Below are 18,384 nucleotides of genomic sequence, written 5' to 3'. Positions count from 1 at the left end.
CGCAAGGCTCTTCCAACGTGTTCTGGGGCTTTAGCCTGGTCGCAGCCGTGCTGGGTGCGCTCGGCTTGGGCAGCTGGGCCGTCTGGAAGTATGTACCGCACCTGATGATGAAGCCGGTCAAGAACTTCTTCGACCGTATCTTTGGCTAGGCCCTAAACTTAGCCGGCACGCCAAGAGCTGCGCGACGCTGAGATGTTCAGCGTTCGCACGGCTCTTTGTCACTAAGAATTGGGCAAAGTTTCCGTATGGTGATGACAGCGTTTCGGCTTGCTCAGATTCCTTCAGGATTCGGGCCTAGATAACTGGCCACGACTTAACCTAAACTGACACCGCTAACCTGCGGCGACTACACTAAGTGCCTATGACTAACCCGAGTGATTCCACGGATACTACCGCGCACCGCTATACGCCGGAACTGGCTAACCAGATTGAGAAGACCTGGCAGCAGTACTGGGCAGATAATGGCATTTTTAACGCGCCGAACCCGGCCGGCGACCTGGCTACGGATGGCGAGTTGCCGGCGGAAAAGCTCAACGTGCAGGACATGTTCCCCTACCCCTCCGGGGCAGGGCTGCACGTGGGCCACCCGCTGGGTTATATCGCTACGGACACCTTCGCCCGCTACAACAGAATGCTGGGCAAGAACGTGCTGCACACTCTGGGTTATGATGCCTTCGGCCTGCCGGCTGAACAGTACGCCATCCAGACAGGCACGCACCCGCGGACGACCACGATGGCCAACATCGACAACATGCGTCGGCAGCTGGGCGCCCTGGGCCTGGGCCACGACCCGCGTCGCAGCGTGGCCACCACGGACCCGGAGTTTTACAAGTGGACGCAGTGGATCTTCCTGCAGATTTACAACGCCTGGTTCGATGAGGCGCAGGGCAAGGCCCGCCCGATTTCGGAGCTGATCCAGGAGCTGGAGGCGAACAAGCGCACCACCAAGGACGGGCGCTACTACGAGGAGCTCACCGCGGCGGAGAAGGCCGAGGCGGTGGACGAGTTCCGCCTGGTCTACTTGTCGAATTCCACGGTGAACTGGTGCCCGGGCCTGGGCACCGTGCTGGCCAACGAGGAGGTGACCGCGGACGGCAAGTCCGAGCGCGGTAACTTCCCGGTCTTCCGCAAGAACCTGAAGCAGTGGATGATGCGCATTACCGCGTACTCGGACCGGCTGCTCGATGACTTGGAGCTGTTGGACTGGCCGGAGAAGGTCAAGGCCATGCAGCGCAACTGGATTGGCCGCTCCCGGGGCGCGGACGTGAACTTCACCGCGGAGGGCCAGGAGATCACCGTCTTTACCACCCGCCCGGACACCCTGTTCGGCGCGGAATACGTGGTGCTGGCGCCGGAGCACGAGCTGGTCGACCACCTGCTCTCCCCCATCCCTTACGACGACGACATCGATGAGCGCTGGACCTACGGCCACGATGACCCGAAGGAGGCTGTGGAGGCCTACCGCGAGGACATCGCTGCGAAGTCCGACCTGGAGCGCCAGGAAAACAAGGACAAGACCGGCGTCTTCCTGGGTACCTATGCCACCAACCCCGTCTCCGGGAAGCAGGTCCCGATCTTCATCGCGGACTACGTCCTGATCGGCTATGGCACCGGCGCCATCATGGCGGTCCCGGCCCACGACACCCGTGACTACGAGTTCGCGCAGACCTTCGGCCTGCCGATCACGGAGGTCGTCAGCGGCGGCGACGTCAGCACCGAGGCGTGGACCGAGGACGGCACCCTGGTCAATTCGGCTAACGATGCCGGGCTGGATCTCAACGGCCTGGACAAGAAGGCCGCCATCGCCCGCACCATTGCCTGGCTGGAAGAGACCGGCAAGGGCGCGGAGAAGATCCAGTACAAGCTGCGCGACTGGCTGTTTGCCCGCCAGCGCTACTGGGGCGAGCCCTTCCCGATTGTCTACGACGCGGACGGCCACGCCCACGCCCTGCCGGAGTCCATGCTGCCGGTCGAGCTGCCGGAGGTAGAGGACTACGCGCCGGTCTCCTTCGATCCGGAGGATCGCAACTCGGAGCCGCAGCCGCCGCTGGCCAAGGCCCGTGAGTGGGTCGAGGTCGAGCTGGACTTGGGCGACGGCCCGCAGACCTACTACCGCGACACCAACGTCATGCCGCAGTGGGCCGGGTCCTCCTGGTACCAGCTGCGTTACGTGGATCCGACCAACGACGAGCAGTTCTGCGACCTCGAGAACGAGCGCTACTGGACCGGCCCGCGTCCGCAGGAGCACGGCGCGAATGATCCGGGCGGCGTCGACCTGTACGTCGGCGGCGTGGAGCACGCCGTGCTGCACCTGTTGTACTCCCGTTTCTGGCACAAGGTGCTCTACGACTTGGGCTTTGTCAGCTCCAAGGAGCCGTACCGCCGCCTGTTCAACCAGGGCTATATCCAGGCCTATGCCTACACTGATTCCCGAGGCGTCTACGTCCCGGCCGCCGAGGTCGAGGGGAAGGACGGCAAGTTTTACTACAACGGCGAAGAGGTCAACCAGGAATACGGCAAGATGGGCAAGTCCCTGAAGAACGCCGTCGCCCCGGATGACATCTGCCGCGACTTTGGCGCGGATACCCTGCGCGTCTATGAGATGTCGATGGGCCCGCTGGACACCTCCCGCCCGTGGGCCACCAAGGACGTGGTGGGTGCGCAGCGCTTCCTGCAGCGCCTGTGGCGCCTGGCCGTCAACGAGGAGACGGGTGAGCTGGCGGCTACCGATGCCGCCCCGACCGAGGACGACTTGAAGGCCCTGCACCGCACCATCGCGGGCGTGCGGGACGACTACGAGAACCTGCGCCTGAACACCGTCGTGGCCAAGCTGATCGAGTACGTCAACTACCTGACCAAGGCCTACTCGAACGGCGCGCCGCGGCAGGCCGTTGAGCCCATCGCCCAGATGGTCTCCCCGGTCGCCCCGCACATCGCGGAGGAGATCTGGCGCCGCTTTGGCCACGCAGAGACCATCACCTTCGAGCCCTTCCCAACCTACGAGGACAGGTACCTGGTAGACGACGAGATCGAGGTTCCGGTCCAGATCAACGGCAAGGTCAAGTCCCGCATCCATGTTGCTGTCGATGCCGACCAGGACACCGTTCTGGCCGCCGCCTCCGCCGACGCGAAGATCGCGGATCTGATTAGCGGCAAGAACGTGGTCAAGCAGATCTACGTGCCGGGCCGCATGGTCAACCTGGTCGTGAAATAGTCACGCGACAGCGCTCGGGGCGGGCGGATACTTTCTTTTGGGGTAGTCCGCCCGAAAACCCGCGGTGAGGTGGGGTGATTTCACTGCGGGATGGTCGCTGAGGCCGCTCGGGGGGTATAGGGGAATTATTTAGGGCAGGATCTCCTAAAAAAATTTTGATGCCAGCCATCGGAGGACTAAGGTAAACTTGTCCTTGCTTACCTGCTTATTTCTGTGAAAGGAATCTAGCTCATCATGAAGAAAATCCTGGTCGCTGTCGCGGCGACTGCGCTGGTGTTCGGCGCAGCGGGCTGTTCTAGCGACTCCGCTGACAACGGCTCGAATGGAGCTTCACAAGTTCAAAAAGAAAGCCAGAAGGCGGAGAACTCGGCCCTGACGGTTCACGACGCCGCCGGACGCACCGTCGAGTTTGCGGAACAGCCGGAGCGCATCATCCTGGCGGAAGGCCGCAACACCTTCGTCACCTCGATTCTGCAAGACGACCCGTTCGAAAACGTCGTTGCCTTTGGCTCGGACCTGACCAAGGCCGCGCCAAAGTTCGAAGAAAAGCTCTACGAGTTGAGCCCCGCGGCCAAGGACCTGCCGGAGATCGGCAACATCGCCAAGGGCGACGTGACCGTGGAAAACCTGCTGGCGCAGGCCCCGGACGTCGTGGTCATGTCTCTGGACCACAAGGACGGCGCGGAAAAGACCGGCTTCCTGGACGATCTGGATAAGGCCGGCATCACCTACGTCTTCACCGACTTCCGCCAGAAGCCGCTGGAGAACACCACCACCTCCGTCAAGCTGCTAGGCGACCTGCTGGGTAAGACCGAGCAGGCCGAGAAGTTCAACGACTTCTACGAGGGCAAGGTCAAGGAAATCACCGACCGCGTTGCCGACGTCAAGGACGAGGACCGTCCGGAGGCGCTGGTTTGGACCGCGGCCGGCATGATGGACTGCTGCTCCGTCTCCGCGGACAAGAACTTCGGTTCCCTGCTGGACGCGCTGCACGCCAAGAACCTGGGCGAGGACATCACCTCGGCCGAGAACAACACCCTGACCGCTGAAAAGATGATTGAGATGCAGCCGGAGAACCTCATTGTCACCGGCGGCGAGTGGTCCGATGAGACGGACAAGACCCCGGACGTTCGCCACGTCCAGCTGGGCTACCAGTCCAGCCCGGATAAGGCCCAGGAAACTCTGGACGGCCCGCTGGAGACCCCGGTCCTAGACCTGCTGGAGGCGCCGAAGAACGACAAGTACTTCGCCGTCTACCACCAGTTCTACGACAACCCGTTCAACGTCTTCGCCCTGGAGGCCTTCGCGAAGTGGCTCTACCCGGATAAGTTCGAGGACATGGACGCGGCCAAGGACTTCGAGGATTTCCACAAGGACTGGCTGCCGTTCGATTACTCCGGCGCCTTCTTTGCTCAGAATGGGGATAAATAACCGGCGATGGCGTTAATGCAAACAACAGACCCAGACCGTCTCCGTCAGGTTCAGCCTGCTGCGGGCGAGGAGAACGCGGAGCTAAAGCAACTGGCCATCAAGGACTACCGATCGCGGGGGCGCCGGAAGGTGGTGGCCATCGTCGGGCTGTTCTTGCTCGCCTTCGTGGCCTTCGTCGTGGCGACCGTCGTCGGCCCCATCGACTTGGGCATCCGTGATCTCTTCCTCGCGCTGACCGGCTCCGACGGGGTAGATCAGCGCACCCACACGGTGCTCTGGCAGCTGCGCCTGCCCGCCTCCGTCATGGCCCTCCTGGTCGGCGCGGCCCTCGGCCTGTCCGGCGCGTTCATGCAGACCATCCTGGATAATCCCCTGGCCGAGCCTTTCACCCTGGGAATTTCCGCGGCGGCGGCTTTCGGCGCGGCCTTTTCCATCGTGATGGGCTGGACCATCCTGGCCAACCCGCAGTTCAACCTCGCGCTGCTGACCTCCGTCTCGGCGCTGCTGGCGGTCGTCGTCGTGGCCGCGGCATCCCTCTGGCGGGGCGCCGGTGCGGAGGTCATGATCTTGCTGGGCATCGCTCTGTCCTTCTTCTTCCAGGCACTGCTGTCGTTGATGCAATACGGCGCTTCCACGGAAGCTTTGCAACAGATCGTATTCTGGACCATGGGTTCCATGCAGCGGGCCAACTGGACCTCCAATGGCATCATCGGCGTGGTCCTGCTCCTGGCCCTCCCCTACGCGGCCGCCAGCGCGTGGAAGCTCACGGCGCTGCGCCTGGGCGACGACCGGGCGGCATCGTTGGGCGTCAACGTCAAGGCCCTGCGGATTGCGACCCTGGTGGTCGCCTCGGTCTTGGCCGCCGCGGCGGTGGCCTTCGCCGGGATCATCGGCTTCATCGGCCTGGTGGGCCCGCACATCGCTCGCATGCTGGTGGGTGAGGACCAGGCCTTCTTCCTGCCCGCCTCGGTAGCCTCCGGCGCGGTCCTGATGACCGTGGCTTATGCGGTCTCCATCTCGATCGTGCCCGGCGTCGCCATCCCGATCGGCATCATCACCGCGCTGGTGGGCGTGCCCTTCTTCGTTTTCCTCATCTTCTCGCGGCGGAAGGGAAGGAGCTAGCCATGGCAATCACGGTTGACAACCTCAGCTTCCGCTACGGCAGGCACATCATCTTGGATGGCATATCCTTCGGGCCGCTGAAGGAGGGCCGGGTGACCGGCCTGCTGGGCCCGAACGCCGCCGGCAAGTCCACGCTGCTCAACACCATCGCCGGGCTCAAGCAGCCGGCGGGAGGCCGCGTGCACCTGACCCGGGGCGAGACCGAGCTGAGCAAGAAGGAACGGCGCACCGCCATCGGTTACGTGCCCCAGGACATCCTGTCGACGGCCTCGCTGACCGCATTTGAAAGCCTCATGGTCACCGCCCGGCGCAGCCACCGCCCCGGGGTCGAACCGGTGCAGGCCAGCGCTGACACCCTGGAGCTGCTCGGCATCACCTACCTGGCCGACCGCCTGGTCTCCCAGATGTCCGGCGGCCAGCGCCAGCTGGTCAGCGTCGCGCAGGTCTTGGTGGGCAACCCCGACATCCTGTTGTTGGACGAGCCCACCTCCGCGCTGGACCTGCGCCACCAGATCAAGCTGCTCAAGGTGGTACGCAGCACCGTAGCCAACAGCGCGCGCCAGGCCGTCGTGGCCATCCACGACGTGAACCTGGCGGCCCGCTATTGCGACGACCTGCTGGTCATCAAGGGCGGCAAGGCCCTGGCCCACGGCACCCCGACCGAGGTGCTCACGCCGGAACTCATCGCCCAAGTCTACGGCATCGAGGCCACCATCCTGGACGACGCCGGCACCCCGGTCATCTGCCCAGTGTCGGCCTAAGCCTCCCGCCGGGCCTGACGGCATCGCGTGGGCCGAAGGATATATTTTCTACTCCACGATGGGCACCTCGCGCCCCAACGGGACCCAGGAGGGGACCATTCCTCCCCAGACGGAACCATCAACCGTGTGGATACCGAAACCACCGAGTCCACGGCCGTCGCCCACCTGGATACCCCGGCCACCGGCATCGTCTTCGTCTAACCAGCCGACCCACGAGGAGGCCGGCTGGGCCGCGGGGGCAGTGAAAGTTTTCAATCGATCTTGTTCCTTTTGCAGAAAAGCACAAACTTAGTCAATTAAGGTTTTGTGTTTTTCGAAAAGCGACAAGATCTTTTGCTAATCTCATGCCATGACGTGGCCGCACCTGGAGTATGAGACTCGTCCTTGGGCCCCGACGCTAGACCGAGGACTCTCGCGGCGGCGTGCGCGGGAATACCGCAGTGCCCTCGTCCCGCGGATCGCGGAAAGTACGCCGTCCCTGGACACTGCTACCTGGGCGTTGCTTGATGCCGCGACTATCGCGGTGGCGAAATTCGAAGCGGTACACGCGCATGGCGTGGTCCCCTTCGCGCCCCTGCTTCTGCGATCGGAGTCGATGGCATCCAGTCGGATTGAGAACCTGACGTCCTCGGCCCGCAAGGTTCTGGAGGCGGAGCTTACCGCCGCTGGCAGCCCAAACGCTCGGCTCATCGTGGCGAATACCCGCTTGATGCGGGAAGCGATCGAAGAAGACTCACCTAGTACGGATGCCATCCGCGCCATGCACCGGGTGTTGCTCCGTGAGGATGCGCCGGAAATCGCCGGCGAGCTCCGCACCGAGCCGGTATGGATCGGCGGGCGGGAAGACTCGCCCCGTGATGCGCTGTTCGTCCCTCCCCACCAAGATCAGGTGAAAGAACTCCTGGGGGATCTGGAGGCCTTCATGGCCCGCACGGATATCCCGGCGCTCGCCCATGCGGCATTGGCTCATGCCCAATTTGAGACCATCCACCCCTTCGCCGACGGCAATGGGCGTACCGGCCGGGCGCTCGTCCACGTCATGTTGAAAAAGCACGGGCTATCCCGGGGCACTGCGCTGCCCGTCTCGGCCGGGCTGCTGGCGCAGACGACAACCTATTTTGCCGCCCTCGATGACTACCGGGCGGGCAAGGTGGAGCCCATCGTGAAGCTCTTTGCGGAGGCAGCGGTACAGGCGGCTGAGCAGGGCACCTGGTTGGCCCGCCAGCTGGAGGAGATTCAACAGGAATGGAAAGCCCGGCTGAACGCACGCGGAGATGCCCTGGCCTGGGACGTGCTCCCGCTGCTGTTGCGGCGTCCGGTCCTGACCGCGAGCGCGGTAGCCGAAGAGCTACATACATCATCGCCTAACGCCCGCAATGCGCTGGACCGACTGTCCAAAGACGGGATCGTCGTGGCCGCCAACCTGGACAAAAGGACACGAGCGTGGCGCTCGCCGGAGGTGCTCGAGGTCCTGGACGAGTTCGCGGAGGCGGCGGGCCGCCGCAGCGACGCGTGGGACTAGAACGCCGGATGCGCGGTGCTTGACTGCGGGATTAGCGAGCCAGGGCGGTCTCCCAGAAACCGGCGGAAGCCAACATGCAGGCCGCGCCGAAGAAAACCTGGTCTTCTTCCGGAACTTTCCCGGTCAGCAGCAGCGGGAGGTTGCCCGCCGGGGTGGCTAGGGCAGCGACCACGAAATCGTTGCCGGTCAGCTGGTTGGTGCGCTTCTGCGCGCTGCGGATGACCCCGCCGAGGCGGGCGAAGGGGTTGACGTTGCCTGGGTGGAAATCGCGGTAGAAACGCTCGGTCGACGGCGAATAGAGCATGGACGGCTCGGCGGCATCGTAGGCGTCCTTCGACTCGCGCCAGCTTTCCACCGAGTCGTACAACGTGTAGTCGGTGCCGGCCGCGGCCATGCGCAGCTCGGTGGCGCGCAGCTTACGCCCGCCCGCGGGGTTGCCGGCGGGCAGGGAGAAAGCCTCGTCCGAGGCGGCGGCGAACTGGTTGAAGACTTCCCCGCCGCCGGCGCGGCGCAGCTCCACCAGCGACAGGTAGGGGCTGACACGGTAGGTGGACGCGTCGACCGTGTTGTCGGAGCGGAAGCCCGGCAGGGTGGCCCACTCGCCTTCGTACTGCAGCGCGGTCATGCGCGCGCCGGAGGGATCCTGGTAGGTCATGGCGGCGTCGAAGCCGTCTACCGGGATGGTCCGCTGCCCCGGGGCCTCCTGGATGAGCTCCAGCAGCTCGTCGAAATCACCGAATTCGAAGCCCAGGGCGGCATAGACCTGGGCCATGGCCTCCTCGCCCATTAGAGCTCCACGACCGTGCGGCCGTGGCGGGTACCGGCCAGCAGGGCCGCGCCCGCGTCGGCGACCTTATCGATGCCGATGGTCGTCGTCAGGCTGTCGAGCACCTTCGCCGGCAGCTTGTCCGCCAGCAGGTCCCAGGCGCGCTGGCGGTAGTCCAGCGGGGCGTCGACGGAGTTCACGCCGGCCAGGATGACGTTGCGCAGGATGAACGGCAGCACGGTGGTCTCCAGCTTGGGGCTGGCGGCCATGCCCGTTGAGGCGACCACGCCGCCCCAGGTCACCTGGGCCAAGACGTTGGCCAGCACGTGGGAGCCGGCGGTATCCACCGCGCCGGCAAAGCGGGCCTTCTGCAGCGGCTTGCCGGCTTCCGCGAACTCCGCGCGGTCCAGCACCTCGTCTGCGCCGAGGCTGCGCAGATAGTCGCCGTGTTCTGCCACGCGGCCGGTCAGGGCCGTGACGGAAAAGCCCAGCTGCTTGAGCAGCACGACCGCAATAGAGCCCACGCCGCCGGTAGCACCCGTGACCAGGATCCGCGGCGAATCCTCCGGAGAAAGACCGTGGTCCAGCAGGGAGTTCACGCAGAGCGCGGCCGTGTAGCCGGCGGTGCCGATGGCCGCGGCCTGGGCTAGGCTGAAGGCCTCCGGGACGGCGACGGTCGCCTCGGCGCGCACGCGCTGGCGGTCGGTGTAGCCGCCGTGGCGGAACTCGCCCAGGCCGTCGCCGTTGCAGACGACCTGGTCGCCCGGGTTGAAGCGCTCCGAGTCCGACTCTTCCACGGTGCCGACCACGTCGATGCCGGGAACCAGCGGGTTGGTGCGCATCACGCCCTTGTCCCCGTTAAGGGCCATGGCGTCCTTGTAGTTCAGGGAAGAGTGGCTGACTGCGACTACGACGTCACCCTCGGTGTTGACCGAGTCCTGCTCGGACTCCTGCGAGTGTTGGACGGAGCCGTCATCGTTGCGAGTTACCCAAATAGTCATGTCCGCAATGTTATGCGCCCCACGGCTAACCAGCAATGTTATAACCGACACCCTCGGGCAAGACTCAGGTTCCTACCAGTGTCTCCCCTCCCGATTAGCAGGGCGGAAGGCTACGGTAGAGGACATGTCAGCCAACTACCGCCTCGCCGTCGCCGAGCCCACCGCCGCTCAGCCGCGTCGTGCTGGGCGCGGGCGGATGGCCCTCAGTTTCGCCGTCATCCTCGCGATGGTGGGGTTGGTGACCCTGGCCAAGCCGTGGATCGAAATCCCTGGCCTTATTAACGGCTCGGCGCACGCGATCCGCAGCCTGGACCTGCAGTTCCTAGACGGCTGGGAGACCCCGCCCATCTGGTACGGGCCGTACACCAATACCTTCGGCAATATCTTGTTGTTCGTGCCGGTGGGCGCCGCCTTCTACGCCCTGACCCGCGGCACCGGCCGCGCGGTGCTGCTGGGCCTGGCCACCAGCCTGAGCATCGAGGTCATCCAGTACATCTTCGCCCTCGGCTACAGCGACGTCGACGATCTGCTGTTCAACACCATCGGCGCGGCGCTCGGCGGCATTTGGTTCGCCCGCTGCGACCACGCGGCCCGCACCCGCCTCCTGCGGCGCCTGACGCTGATAGCCGCCATCGTCGCCGCGATGATGCTCGCCGCCCTGGGCTTTACCTTCCTGCGCGGTTAGGCGCGGACGATCTCCTCGACCGCGGCGGCGGTCTGCTTAGCGAACGGTGAGACCCCCGTGATGGTGGCCGAGCCGGGGCCGGTCCAGCTGCCATAACCCACCAGGAAAAGGCTGGGCACCTGGGCCTTGCCCTCGGCGACGAGGTGTCGGATGGGCCCCAGGGCCGGGCGGAAACCCGTGCACCAGATGAGGTGGTCGTGGTCGAGCTCGTCCAGCCGCCCGAAGATGGGCTGGGCGACCAAGCGCCCGGCATCGCGGGCCTCCTTGACGGGCGGGACCATGACGATATCGCCGAGGGAAGACTCTGAACCCGGATCGGGGCGGCCCTCCTTCTGGGCCAGCAGCCGCGCGCGGCTGCGGTGGAAGAGATCCCGGCCGTCGATGTCGTCCGGCATCCAGCGCGGCGGCCGGTGCGTAAACCACTCCACCTCGGCCGCAGTGTCCAGCAGGTCCGCGGCGATCTGGGCGCCGGAATTGGCCCCGCCCACCACGGCCACGCGCGCACCGGCAAAGGGGGAAGAACCCGGGTACCACGCCGAATGCCACTGCTTGCCGCGGAAGTGCCCGGGGTAGAACGGGATAAACGGGCTGGTCCACGTGCCGGTCGCGGCCACGACGGTGCGGGCGGCAACGGTCGGGGCATCGCCGCCGCGGAGGGCCACCACGAAGTGATCCCTGCCGTCCTTACTGTGGTTATCGGCGTGGTGGTCGACCCGCGTGACGGTGACCGGCCGGATAACCGGCAGGTCGTAGCGCTTTTCGTAGGCACGCAGGTAGTCCACCACGTGGCTGGCTGGCGGGTAGCCGGGGTAGGCGGGCATCGGCATGCCCGGCAGGTTGGAGGCCGTCGCCGGGCTGAACAGGCGCAGCGAATCCCAGGTGTGCTGCCACGCCCCGCCCGGGGCGGGCTCGGCGTCGAGGATGCGGAAATCGAGGCCGCGCTTGCGCAGGTAGTAGCCGCAGGCGAGCCCGGATTGCCCGCCGCCGATAACGAGACAATCCAGCATCAGATGAGCTTCAATTCCTGTGCCCGGTGGATGGCCGCGGTGCGGGTGTCCACGCCCAGCTTCTGATAGATGTGAATCAGGTGCGTTTTCACCGTCGCCACGGAGATAAACAGCTGGTTGGCCAGCTCCTTGTTGGACACGCCCGTGGCCAGCACGCGCAGGATTTCAATCTCCCGGGCCGACAGCGCCTGCTGCCCCCGGCCCAGCCGGTCGGCGAGCATCCCGGCGACCTCCGGGGACAGCGTGCGGCGCCCGGCGGCCGTGTCCAGCACCGCCTGGTGGAGCTCCTCTTCCGGCGAATCTTTCAGCAGGTAGCCGCGGGCGCCGGCCTCTAGGGCCGCGACGATATCGGCCTCCGTGTCATAGGTGGTTAGGATGAGCACCGGCGGACCACCGCGCTCCACCACCCGCTGGGTGGCCGTGATGCCGTCCATGCCGGGCATCTGGATATCGCAGACGATGACCTCGACCTGCGGGTCTAAGTCATCGACCGCGGAGCCGTCCGCGCCCTCGGTCACGACCTCGATGTCGTCGAAGCTGTCCAAAATGGCGCGCAGGCCCGCACGGACCACGGGGTGATCATCAATCAGCATCACTGCCACCATGGTGCTCGTCCTCCTCGTCTACTCGTGCGTCCGCGTCCGGACCGCTCCTACTGTGTGCCCGTTTCTGCCGCGCCGGGGCCGGGTCCAGAAACCTAGCCGGGGCGCTGGGATTCGGCCGCGTGTTGGCTGGTCAGGGGAATGCTGACCGCCAGGGCGGTGCCGGCGGCGCCGGTGGATTCTAGGCTCAGGCTACCTCCTAAGTCCTCCACGCGGCGGGCCAGCCCACGCAGCCCATAGCCGAAGTGGCCGTTCGCACCGTCGCCGTCATCGACGACGTCGACGGTCACGGCGTCGGTAAACAACCCCAGGGTGACCACGGCGCGGGAGGCGTGGGCGTGCTTGACCACGTTGTTGAGGCCTTCCTGCACGCAGCGCAGGGCGGCGGAGAAGACCGGCTCCGGCAGCGCGGCGGCCTGGCCGTGGGTGTGCAGTTCAAAGGTGGTGGGCTCCCCCAACGCCTTGCCGCGGCGCCGCATCCGCGCCAGCACCTCGGCGGCGGCCTCCGGGAGGGGGCGAGCGGACTCCGGCGCCGTCAGATCGCGGACGAAGCGCCGGGCCTCGGCCAGGTTCTCACGGGCCACGGACTCGATGGTGGACAGGCCCTCCTGGGCGCTGTCCGGGGCCTGCGCGCGGGTCGCACGGGCCAGCAGCACGATGGAATTCAGTCCCTGGGCCACGGTGTCGTGGATTTCCCGGGACAGGCGCTCGCGCTCTTCCAGCCGGCCGGCCTGGTGTTCCGCGGCGGCGAGCTCCTCGCGCGTGGCCCGTAGCTGCTCGGCCACCTTCCGATGGTGATCCGCCTCCCGCGCCAAGGCCCGGTAGGAGTAGTAGATAGCCACCGCGAACAGGGTGCCGATGGCCGGCCCGATGGCCGCGGCCACCGTCCAATCCGCCGGGTGGAGCCAGGCCGGCACGAAGGCTGCCACCGCCCACGCGCCCGCCACGGCCACTAGGCCGGGCACCGTGGGCAGCAGGTGCAGGTACAAAAAGGCCAGCGGGAATTCCAGCCACAAAAAGTCCGGCGTGTGCACGACCAGCCCGAGCCACAGCACGGTCACCAGCACCAACCAGGCATACCGGGTGACCCAGCGCAGCGGCACGCCCCGCTTTTCCTGCCAGGTGCCGGCGACGTAGACCACGGCCAAAACCCCGGCCAGCAGGACGGCCCGGTAGTCCAAACGCCCGTCCACGCCGGCGCGCAGCACGCCGAAGCCCAGCAGGAAGGCGAACATGACGTGCAGGCCCACGCGTAACCCACTCAATACGGAGTCGAAACCAAACTTCACAGCGATCCACGCTAGTCGGGCGGGAGGTTGATTTTCATCAACCAGGCGGTTGACTGGCAAATCAACCGCCGCCCCGATTACTTTCTGAGCTTGGAAAACCATGATGAAAGTATGTTCTTAGCACTTCGAGATATCGCCTATGCCCGCGGCCGGTTCGCGCTGATGACCGCAGTCGTCGGGCTCATTACTCTATTGCTCGTCATGCTGAGTGGACTTACCGGCGGCCTCAGCAAGCAAAACACCTCCGCCCTGGAGGCGCTCGACCCGGCCGGCGTGGTCTTCAGTAGCGACGAGCCCTCGTTCAGCGACTCCCAGATCGACCGGGACTTCGCCGCCGACTACCCCGGCGCCACCGCCCTAGGAGTAAGCCAGACCCGGATCGCCGCCGGCGACGAGGCCGGGACCGTCGCAGTGATGGGCCTGCCCGAAGGCAGCCTCGTCCCCGGCACGGAGACCCCGGTGAAATCCGGGCAGCTGCAACTGTCCGAGACGGCCGCCGAGGACGTCGCCGCCTCCGCCGGGGAGATGATCCAGGTAGGCGGGGAGGACGCTCGGGTCGCCGGGACCGTCCCGGACGAGTTCTACTCCCACTCCCCCGTTGCCTGGACCACCACGGAGACCTGGCGGGAGATCTCGCACGCCCCGCAGGACGTCGTCGGCACTGTCCTTTTGACCGAGGACGCCGACGCGCCGGGCGCAGTCTCCCTGAAGGACGCACTCGGCGGGTTGGCCAGCTACCAGTCGGAGCGCGGCTCGCTGCTGACCATGCAGGGCTTCCTCTACGCCATCTCCGCGCTGGTGACCGTCGCCTTCCTGACCGTGTGGACCATCCAGCGCACCCGCGACCTGTCCATCCTTCGCGCGCTCGGCGCCGACGGTTCCTACCTGCGCCGCGACGCGCTCGGCCAGGCCGCCGTGGTCCTGGGGCTGGGCACGGTCCTCGGCGCCGTCGTGGGCTGGGGGCTGGGCGAAGCCGCCGCCCAGGCGCTGCCGTTCGAACTGTCCATCAACACCGTGCTGGTGCCCGCCGTCGGCATCTGGCTGCTCGGCCTGGCGGGGGCGGCGCTGGCTACCCGCAAGGTCTCCCGTACCGATCCGATGCTGGCTCTAGGAGGGGCTGCCTAAGATGACTTACCCACTTGATCTACGCAATATCACCGTCACCTACCCCGATGGTCCCACCGTGACCACTGCCCTCGACGCCGCGGACCTGCAGGTTCCGGCCGGCCAGGCCACCGCGCTCGTCGGCGAGTCCGGCTCCGGCAAGTCCACCCTGCTGTCGGTGGGCGGCGGCCTGGTGGTCCCGGATAGCGGGAGTGTGTGCGTCGCCGGCACCGATCTCACCGATGCCCCGGACAAGCTGCGCTCTCAAACCCGCCGCAACCACATCGGCATCATCTTCCAACAGGCCAACCTCATTGCCTCCCTGACGGTGCGCGAGCAGCTCGAGATCGTCGATCACATCAGCGGGCGCAAGCGCCGCTCGCACCACGCCGACGAGCTCCTCGAGCAGGTCGGCCTGGGCGGCCTGGGCGGACGCCGCATGCAGCAGCTGTCCGGCGGCCAGCGCCAGCGCGTCAATATCGCCCGCGCCCTGATGGCCGACCCGGAGGTCCTGCTGGCGGATGAGCCGACCAGTGCCCTGGACTCCAAGCTCAGCCAGCAGATCATGGACCTTTTGATTCGGCTTACCCGCGAGCGCGATCTCGCCACGGTGGTGGTTACCCACGATCGGGGCCTGGCCGCCGAGTGCGACGCCGTAGTGGAGGTCAATGACGGAAAGGTTAAGGAGACGATAGTAACCTAGTTCGGGTCATGTTAAAACGCCCGCGTAAAGCACGTGTAGTCCCCACCGAGTATTCCCGGATGCCGCAGTGGGGACCTGCGCATATCACCATGCTGGCCGTCACGGTCGCCGCCTGCGGCGTGTTCATCGTGGCCGCGCGGCGCGTGCGCGGCACCAGCAAGGAATCCTTCCTGCGGAAGATGGCCGGCTGGGTCATGCTCGTCGCCGGCACCGCCTGGACGATTATCTCCCTGGACCCGAAGCAGTTCGACGTTCGGGAGTCGCTGCCGCTGCACCTGTGCGACGTCCTGCGGCCGGTGCTGGCCCTAGGTCTCATCACGGAAAACGAGCGGGCGCTAAACCTCACGTATTTCTGGGGGATTATCCTCAACCCGCAGGCGATCATCACCCCGGACGTGATCTACTACTTCGAGCCGAAGTGGCTGCGCTTTGCCACCTACTGGTTCTTCCACATCACTGCGCTGGCCACTCCCCTGGCGCTCACCTTCGGCCTGGGTTACCGCCCGACGTGGGCCGGGTACCGCTCCGTCGTGGCCACCACCCCGGTCTGGATGGCCACCGCTATGCTGGTCAACCGCTTTACTGACGGCAACTACGGTTTCTTGAACCACCCGCCGGGCAGCCGCTCCATCATCGACTACCTGGGCCCGTGGCCTTTCTACATCGTCTCCGAGATCCTCGCGGTGGGCGCGGCCTGGGCCGCGATGACCGCGCCGTGGCAGCTGCCCAATCTGCGCCGCCGCACCCGGCCTATCGGCCCGAAGGGCCTGGTCCGCAAGCTACTGGCGCGCAAGTAGACGCGCGATAGCCGCGGGGATGGCGGCGGCTATCTGTCCCGCGGTGGCTACCGATACCCCGTACTCCGTCGTCGCCGCGATCTCCGCGGCGTGGATGTGGATGGTCACCGCGTGGGTGATGGCTTCCATGCTCATGCCCTCCAGCGCCACTTGCGCGCCGAGTATTCCGCTGAGCACGTCGCCGGAGCCGGCCGTGGCGGCCAGCGAATGGCCCGCGTTGATGCCGACCGGGGTGGTGCCGGCGCTTTCCGGGCCCACGACGGTGGTGATCCGGCCCTTGTGCAGCACCCAGCAGTCCAATGCCGCGGCGAGAGCGTCCTGCGCCTCTAGGCGCCCGGCGGGCTTTTCGCCCCCGACGCAGCCGACGTAGAGGGCGTCGAATTCCGCGGCGTGCGGGGTCAGCAGGACGGCCGGGTGCGCGCGGACCAGGCTGTGCAGGCGCGGGCTTTCGGCCAGCTGGCGCAGGCCATCGGCGTCGATGACCACCGCGCACTCGGGGCGCTGCAGCACCGCCTCCAGCTCCTTTGCGGCCGCCTCTGCCCTACCGGGGCCGACCACCCAGCTATCGACGCGGGCGTCGGTACCGGTGGCCGAGACTATCTCCGGGAAGCGCTGCGTGGCGCCGGGGTTGTTGAGGACCTGGACCATGGATGGTGTCGTGCGTAGGGCGCCGGCCGCGGCGAGCACCCCGGCGCCCGGGTAGCGCTGGCTGCCGGCGCAGATGCCGGTCACCCCGCCGCTGTACTTGTGGGAGTGGATCCCGGGGCGGGGATCCGGGATGGGGCCGGTGGTTTCTGCAGGGTACAGAAATGGCGAGTCCCAAACATAGCCGCTGCCCACGGTGGGTTCGGCCGCCAAATAGGCGTCCGGGATGTGCCGGGCGAGCGCCTCGGCGAAGCCGGGCACTTCGCCGACGACGACCTCGCCGCACTCGGCCGCCACGGCCTGGCCCAGCCGCCCGCCGCCGAAGGTGACGGTGACGTCGGCGCAGACCGCGGTGTCCGCGGCCACTCCCGAGTCGGCGTCCACCCCGGTGGGCATGTCGACGGAGAGGACCTGCGCGTCGGCCAGCAGGCAGTGCACGTCCGCGTCCAGGCCGCGGGCCGAACCCAGCCCGGCGACCGCATCGATGACCAGGTCGAACTGCCCCGTTTCCGGGGCCTTGTCGGCGATGGTGACGCCGGCCTCCCGTGCGGCGGTCAGGGCTCGCGGATGGGCGGAGCCGGTGACCAGCAGGGCCTCGACCGAGCGGCCGAGCTGCGCTAACAGGGCGCCGGCGTAGAGGCCGTCGCCGCCGTTGCCCCCGGGTCCGGCCAGCACCAGGATGCGCCCGGAGGCCGACATCGCCGCCGCGGTGCGGGCGACGGCCTGGGCGGCGGCGCGCATGACGTGGTCCGGCTCGGGCTCGGCGGCGAGCAGTTCCTTCTCGGCGGCGCGGACAGCGGCAGTGCTATAGGTGGCTAACATGCCTCCAGCCTAGGCTGGCTGGCAGCTCGGGCACCAGAAAAGATTGCGGGATTCCAGCGCGCGCTCGGCAATCGGGGTGCCGCACACGTAGCAGCCCAGGCCGGCCCGGCGGTAGACATAGACCTCTCCCCCGTGATCGTCCTGGCGCGGATCGCGTCCCATCGCCTCCGGGGTGTGCTCGTCGCGGACGGTGTCGATCCGGCCGCGCTCCACGCCTACCTGCATGAGGAAGACCAGATCCGCCCAGAGGGCATCGAAAGCCGCACGGTCTAGCTCCTGGCCGGGAAGGAAAGGGCTAATGCCCTGCCGGAAAAGGGCCTCTGCGCGGTAGATATTGCCCACCCCGGCGAACAGGTGCTGATCCATCAGCAGCGAGGCAATGCTGCGTCGGGAGCGGTGCACCTTCTCCCAGACGGCCTCGGGATTCGCGTCCGCCCGCAGCGGGTCCTCCCCCACCTTGGTCAGGCGGGCGGCGTAGTCCTCCTCGGTGATAAGCCGGCAGAACTGCGGGCCGCGCAGATTGGCCGCCAGCTCGTCGGTGGCGATCCGCAGCCGGATCTGGCCCCAGACGTCTTCTGTCGGCTCGAAGCGCAGGGAGCCGATAAGGCCCAGGTGGATGTAGACGATGTGCTCCGGCTGCGGCGCGTCGAAGTGCACGAAGAGGTGCTTGCCGAAGGTCTCGGCCTGGTCGATTTCGCGCCCTTCCAGCTGCGCGGCCTCGGCGGCGAAGCGGCCCTGGGGGCTGGTGACCTGCAGCGTGCGGTGCCGGAAATCCCGGTTGAGGCGGTTGGCTAGACGGTGGATGACGTGACCTTCGGGCATAGTTTCCCAGTCTAGTCGGCAGGGCACGCGCGGCCGCCGGTCGCGGCTGGTGACGGACGCCGTCCGAGAGGGTTGACGTCGGGTACGGGCG

General features: G+C 66.7%; 18 protein-coding genes. 10 read left to right on the top strand and 8 right to left on the bottom strand.

The window, feature by feature from the left end:
- Positions 1–17 precede the first annotated feature (17 nt).
- The 5 genes from CCONF_RS11240 (at position 18) to CCONF_RS11220 (ending at position 6,528) form a co-directional block, all read left to right on the top strand.
- Complete coding sequence (locus CCONF_RS11240; protein WP_256381268.1) at positions 18–149, top strand: hypothetical protein; 132 nt, start codon at positions 18–20, stop codon at positions 147–149.
- 212 nt (positions 150–361) lie between these two features.
- Positions 362–3,214 (top strand): leucine--tRNA ligase, encoded by a 2,853-nt coding sequence (gene leuS / locus CCONF_RS11235; RefSeq protein ID WP_290223792.1) that lies wholly within the window; start codon positions 362–364, stop codon positions 3,212–3,214.
- Positions 3,215–3,448: 234 nt separating this feature from the next.
- Complete coding sequence (locus CCONF_RS11230; protein ID WP_290223790.1) at positions 3,449–4,645, top strand: ABC transporter substrate-binding protein; 1,197 nt, start codon at positions 3,449–3,451, stop codon at positions 4,643–4,645.
- Between the two features lie 15 nt (positions 4,646–4,660).
- Complete coding sequence (locus CCONF_RS11225; RefSeq protein WP_290223787.1) at positions 4,661–5,767, top strand: FecCD family ABC transporter permease; 1,107 nt, start codon at positions 4,661–4,663, stop codon at positions 5,765–5,767.
- A 2-nt stretch (positions 5,768–5,769) separates the two neighbouring features.
- Positions 5,770–6,528 carry an ABC transporter ATP-binding protein gene (locus tag CCONF_RS11220; protein WP_290223784.1) on the top strand — a complete coding sequence of 253 codons (759 nt, stop codon included), beginning with the start codon at positions 5,770–5,772 and terminating at the stop codon, positions 6,526–6,528.
- A 48-nt stretch (positions 6,529–6,576) separates the two neighbouring features.
- On the opposite strand, the gene CCONF_RS11215 is transcribed toward CCONF_RS11220, so the two are convergent.
- Entirely contained in the window at positions 6,577–6,783 is a 207-nt protein-coding gene (locus CCONF_RS11215) for a hypothetical protein (protein ID WP_290223781.1), read from the bottom strand.
- A gap of 94 nt (positions 6,784–6,877) precedes the next feature.
- Here CCONF_RS11215 and CCONF_RS11210 point away from each other — a divergent pair, with 94 nt between their 5' ends.
- Positions 6,878–8,050, top strand: a complete 1,173-nt coding sequence (locus CCONF_RS11210; RefSeq protein WP_353959506.1) for a Fic family protein — start codon at positions 6,878–6,880, stop codon at positions 8,048–8,050.
- Positions 8,051–8,081: 31 nt separating this feature from the next.
- On the opposite strand, the gene CCONF_RS11205 is transcribed toward CCONF_RS11210, so the two are convergent.
- Positions 8,082–8,822 carry a hypothetical protein gene (locus CCONF_RS11205; protein ID WP_290223780.1) on the bottom strand — a complete coding sequence of 247 codons (741 nt, stop codon included), beginning with the start codon at positions 8,820–8,822 and terminating at the stop codon, positions 8,082–8,084.
- A gap of 14 nt (positions 8,823–8,836) precedes the next feature.
- Complete coding sequence (locus tag CCONF_RS11200) at positions 8,837–9,817, bottom strand: MDR family oxidoreductase (protein WP_290223778.1); 981 nt, start codon at positions 9,815–9,817, stop codon at positions 8,837–8,839.
- 124 nt (positions 9,818–9,941) lie between these two features.
- Between CCONF_RS11200 and CCONF_RS11195 the strand changes: the two genes are divergently transcribed.
- Positions 9,942–10,502, top strand: a complete 561-nt coding sequence (locus CCONF_RS11195) for a VanZ family protein (RefSeq protein ID WP_290223776.1) — start codon at positions 9,942–9,944, stop codon at positions 10,500–10,502.
- Here CCONF_RS11195 and CCONF_RS11190 read toward each other — a convergent pair.
- From CCONF_RS11190 to CCONF_RS11180, 3 genes are all read right to left on the bottom strand, one after another.
- The gene (locus CCONF_RS11190; RefSeq protein ID WP_290223774.1) at positions 10,499–11,509 is read right to left on the bottom strand and encodes an FAD-dependent oxidoreductase; all 1,011 of its coding nucleotides are present in this window, start codon (positions 11,507–11,509) and stop codon (positions 10,499–10,501) included. The two genes, CCONF_RS11195 and CCONF_RS11190, sit on opposite strands and share 4 nt — an antisense overlap.
- A complete protein-coding gene (locus CCONF_RS11185; RefSeq protein WP_290223772.1) occupies positions 11,509–12,114 on the bottom strand; it encodes a response regulator in 606 nt (201 codons plus the stop codon). Before CCONF_RS11185 ends, CCONF_RS11190 begins: the two co-directional genes overlap by 1 nt.
- 92 nt (positions 12,115–12,206) lie before the next feature.
- Entirely contained in the window at positions 12,207–13,346 is a 1,140-nt protein-coding gene (locus CCONF_RS11180) for a sensor histidine kinase (protein WP_290226399.1), read from the bottom strand.
- Positions 13,347–13,511: 165 nt separating this feature from the next.
- On the opposite strand from CCONF_RS11180, the gene CCONF_RS11175 reads away from it, so the two are divergent.
- The 3 genes from CCONF_RS11175 to CCONF_RS11165 are packed head-to-tail and all read left to right on the top strand — an operon-like array spanning position 13,512 to position 16,004.
- Entirely contained in the window at positions 13,512–14,525 is a 1,014-nt protein-coding gene (locus CCONF_RS11175) for an ABC transporter permease (protein ID WP_290223770.1), read from the top strand.
- Position 14,526: 1 nt separating this feature from the next.
- Positions 14,527–15,207: an ABC transporter ATP-binding protein gene (locus CCONF_RS11170; protein ID WP_290223767.1), complete on the top strand. Its 681-nt coding sequence runs from the start codon at positions 14,527–14,529 to the stop codon at positions 15,205–15,207.
- An 8-nt stretch (positions 15,208–15,215) separates the two neighbouring features.
- Complete coding sequence (locus CCONF_RS11165) at positions 15,216–16,004, top strand: YwaF family protein (RefSeq protein ID WP_290223765.1); 789 nt, start codon at positions 15,216–15,218, stop codon at positions 16,002–16,004.
- Here the strand turns inward: CCONF_RS11165 and CCONF_RS11160 are convergent.
- On the bottom strand, positions 15,987–17,471 hold the full coding sequence (locus CCONF_RS11160) for a bifunctional ADP-dependent NAD(P)H-hydrate dehydratase/NAD(P)H-hydrate epimerase (protein ID WP_290223763.1): 1,485 nt from the start codon (positions 17,469–17,471) through the stop codon (positions 15,987–15,989). The two genes, CCONF_RS11165 and CCONF_RS11160, sit on opposite strands and share 18 nt — an antisense overlap.
- Positions 17,472–17,480: 9 nt before the next feature.
- Positions 17,481–18,293 carry an Fpg/Nei family DNA glycosylase gene (locus CCONF_RS11155; RefSeq protein WP_290223761.1) on the bottom strand — a complete coding sequence of 271 codons (813 nt, stop codon included), beginning with the start codon at positions 18,291–18,293 and terminating at the stop codon, positions 17,481–17,483.
- Positions 18,294–18,384 lie beyond the last annotated feature (91 nt).

The organism is Corynebacterium confusum (genome assembly GCF_030408715.1).
Lineage (GTDB): Bacteria > Actinomycetota > Actinomycetes > Mycobacteriales > Mycobacteriaceae > Corynebacterium > Corynebacterium confusum.
The sequence above is the reverse complement of the archived record's forward strand: the minus strand, read 5'-3'. Positions and strand labels throughout refer to the sequence as shown.

Excerpts from the sequence above, each read along its gene's own strand:
- CCONF_RS11210 (WP_353959506.1), top strand. The coding sequence starts at position 6,878 with ATGACGTGGCCGCACCTGGAGTATGAGACTCGTCCTTGGGCCCCGACG.
- CCONF_RS11160 (WP_290223763.1), bottom strand. The coding sequence starts at position 17,471 with ATGTTAGCCACCTATAGCACTGCCGCTGTCCGCGCCGCCGAGAAGGAA.
- CCONF_RS11170 (WP_290223767.1), top strand. The coding sequence starts at position 14,527 with ATGACTTACCCACTTGATCTACGCAATATCACCGTCACCTACCCCGAT.
- CCONF_RS11185 (WP_290223772.1), bottom strand. The coding sequence starts at position 12,114 with ATGGTGGCAGTGATGCTGATTGATGATCACCCCGTGGTCCGTGCGGGC.
- CCONF_RS11155 (WP_290223761.1), bottom strand. The coding sequence starts at position 18,293 with ATGCCCGAAGGTCACGTCATCCACCGTCTAGCCAACCGCCTCAACCGG.
- CCONF_RS11180 (WP_290226399.1), bottom strand. The coding sequence starts at position 13,346 with ATGTTCGCCTTCCTGCTGGGCTTCGGCGTGCTGCGCGCCGGCGTGGAC.
- CCONF_RS11230 (WP_290223790.1), top strand. The coding sequence starts at position 3,449 with ATGAAGAAAATCCTGGTCGCTGTCGCGGCGACTGCGCTGGTGTTCGGC.
- CCONF_RS11225 (WP_290223787.1), top strand. The coding sequence starts at position 4,661 with ATGCAAACAACAGACCCAGACCGTCTCCGTCAGGTTCAGCCTGCTGCG.
- CCONF_RS11165 (WP_290223765.1), top strand. The coding sequence starts at position 15,216 with ATGTTAAAACGCCCGCGTAAAGCACGTGTAGTCCCCACCGAGTATTCC.
- CCONF_RS11220 (WP_290223784.1), top strand. The coding sequence starts at position 5,770 with ATGGCAATCACGGTTGACAACCTCAGCTTCCGCTACGGCAGGCACATC.
- CCONF_RS11200 (WP_290223778.1), bottom strand. The coding sequence starts at position 9,817 with ATGACTATTTGGGTAACTCGCAACGATGACGGCTCCGTCCAACACTCG.
- CCONF_RS11205 (WP_290223780.1), bottom strand. The coding sequence starts at position 8,822 with ATGGCCCAGGTCTATGCCGCCCTGGGCTTCGAATTCGGTGATTTCGAC.
- CCONF_RS11175 (WP_290223770.1), top strand. The coding sequence starts at position 13,512 with ATGTTCTTAGCACTTCGAGATATCGCCTATGCCCGCGGCCGGTTCGCG.
- CCONF_RS11190 (WP_290223774.1), bottom strand. The coding sequence starts at position 11,509 with ATGCTGGATTGTCTCGTTATCGGCGGCGGGCAATCCGGGCTCGCCTGC.
- CCONF_RS11195 (WP_290223776.1), top strand. The coding sequence starts at position 9,942 with ATGTCAGCCAACTACCGCCTCGCCGTCGCCGAGCCCACCGCCGCTCAG.
- leuS (WP_290223792.1), top strand. The coding sequence starts at position 362 with ATGACTAACCCGAGTGATTCCACGGATACTACCGCGCACCGCTATACG.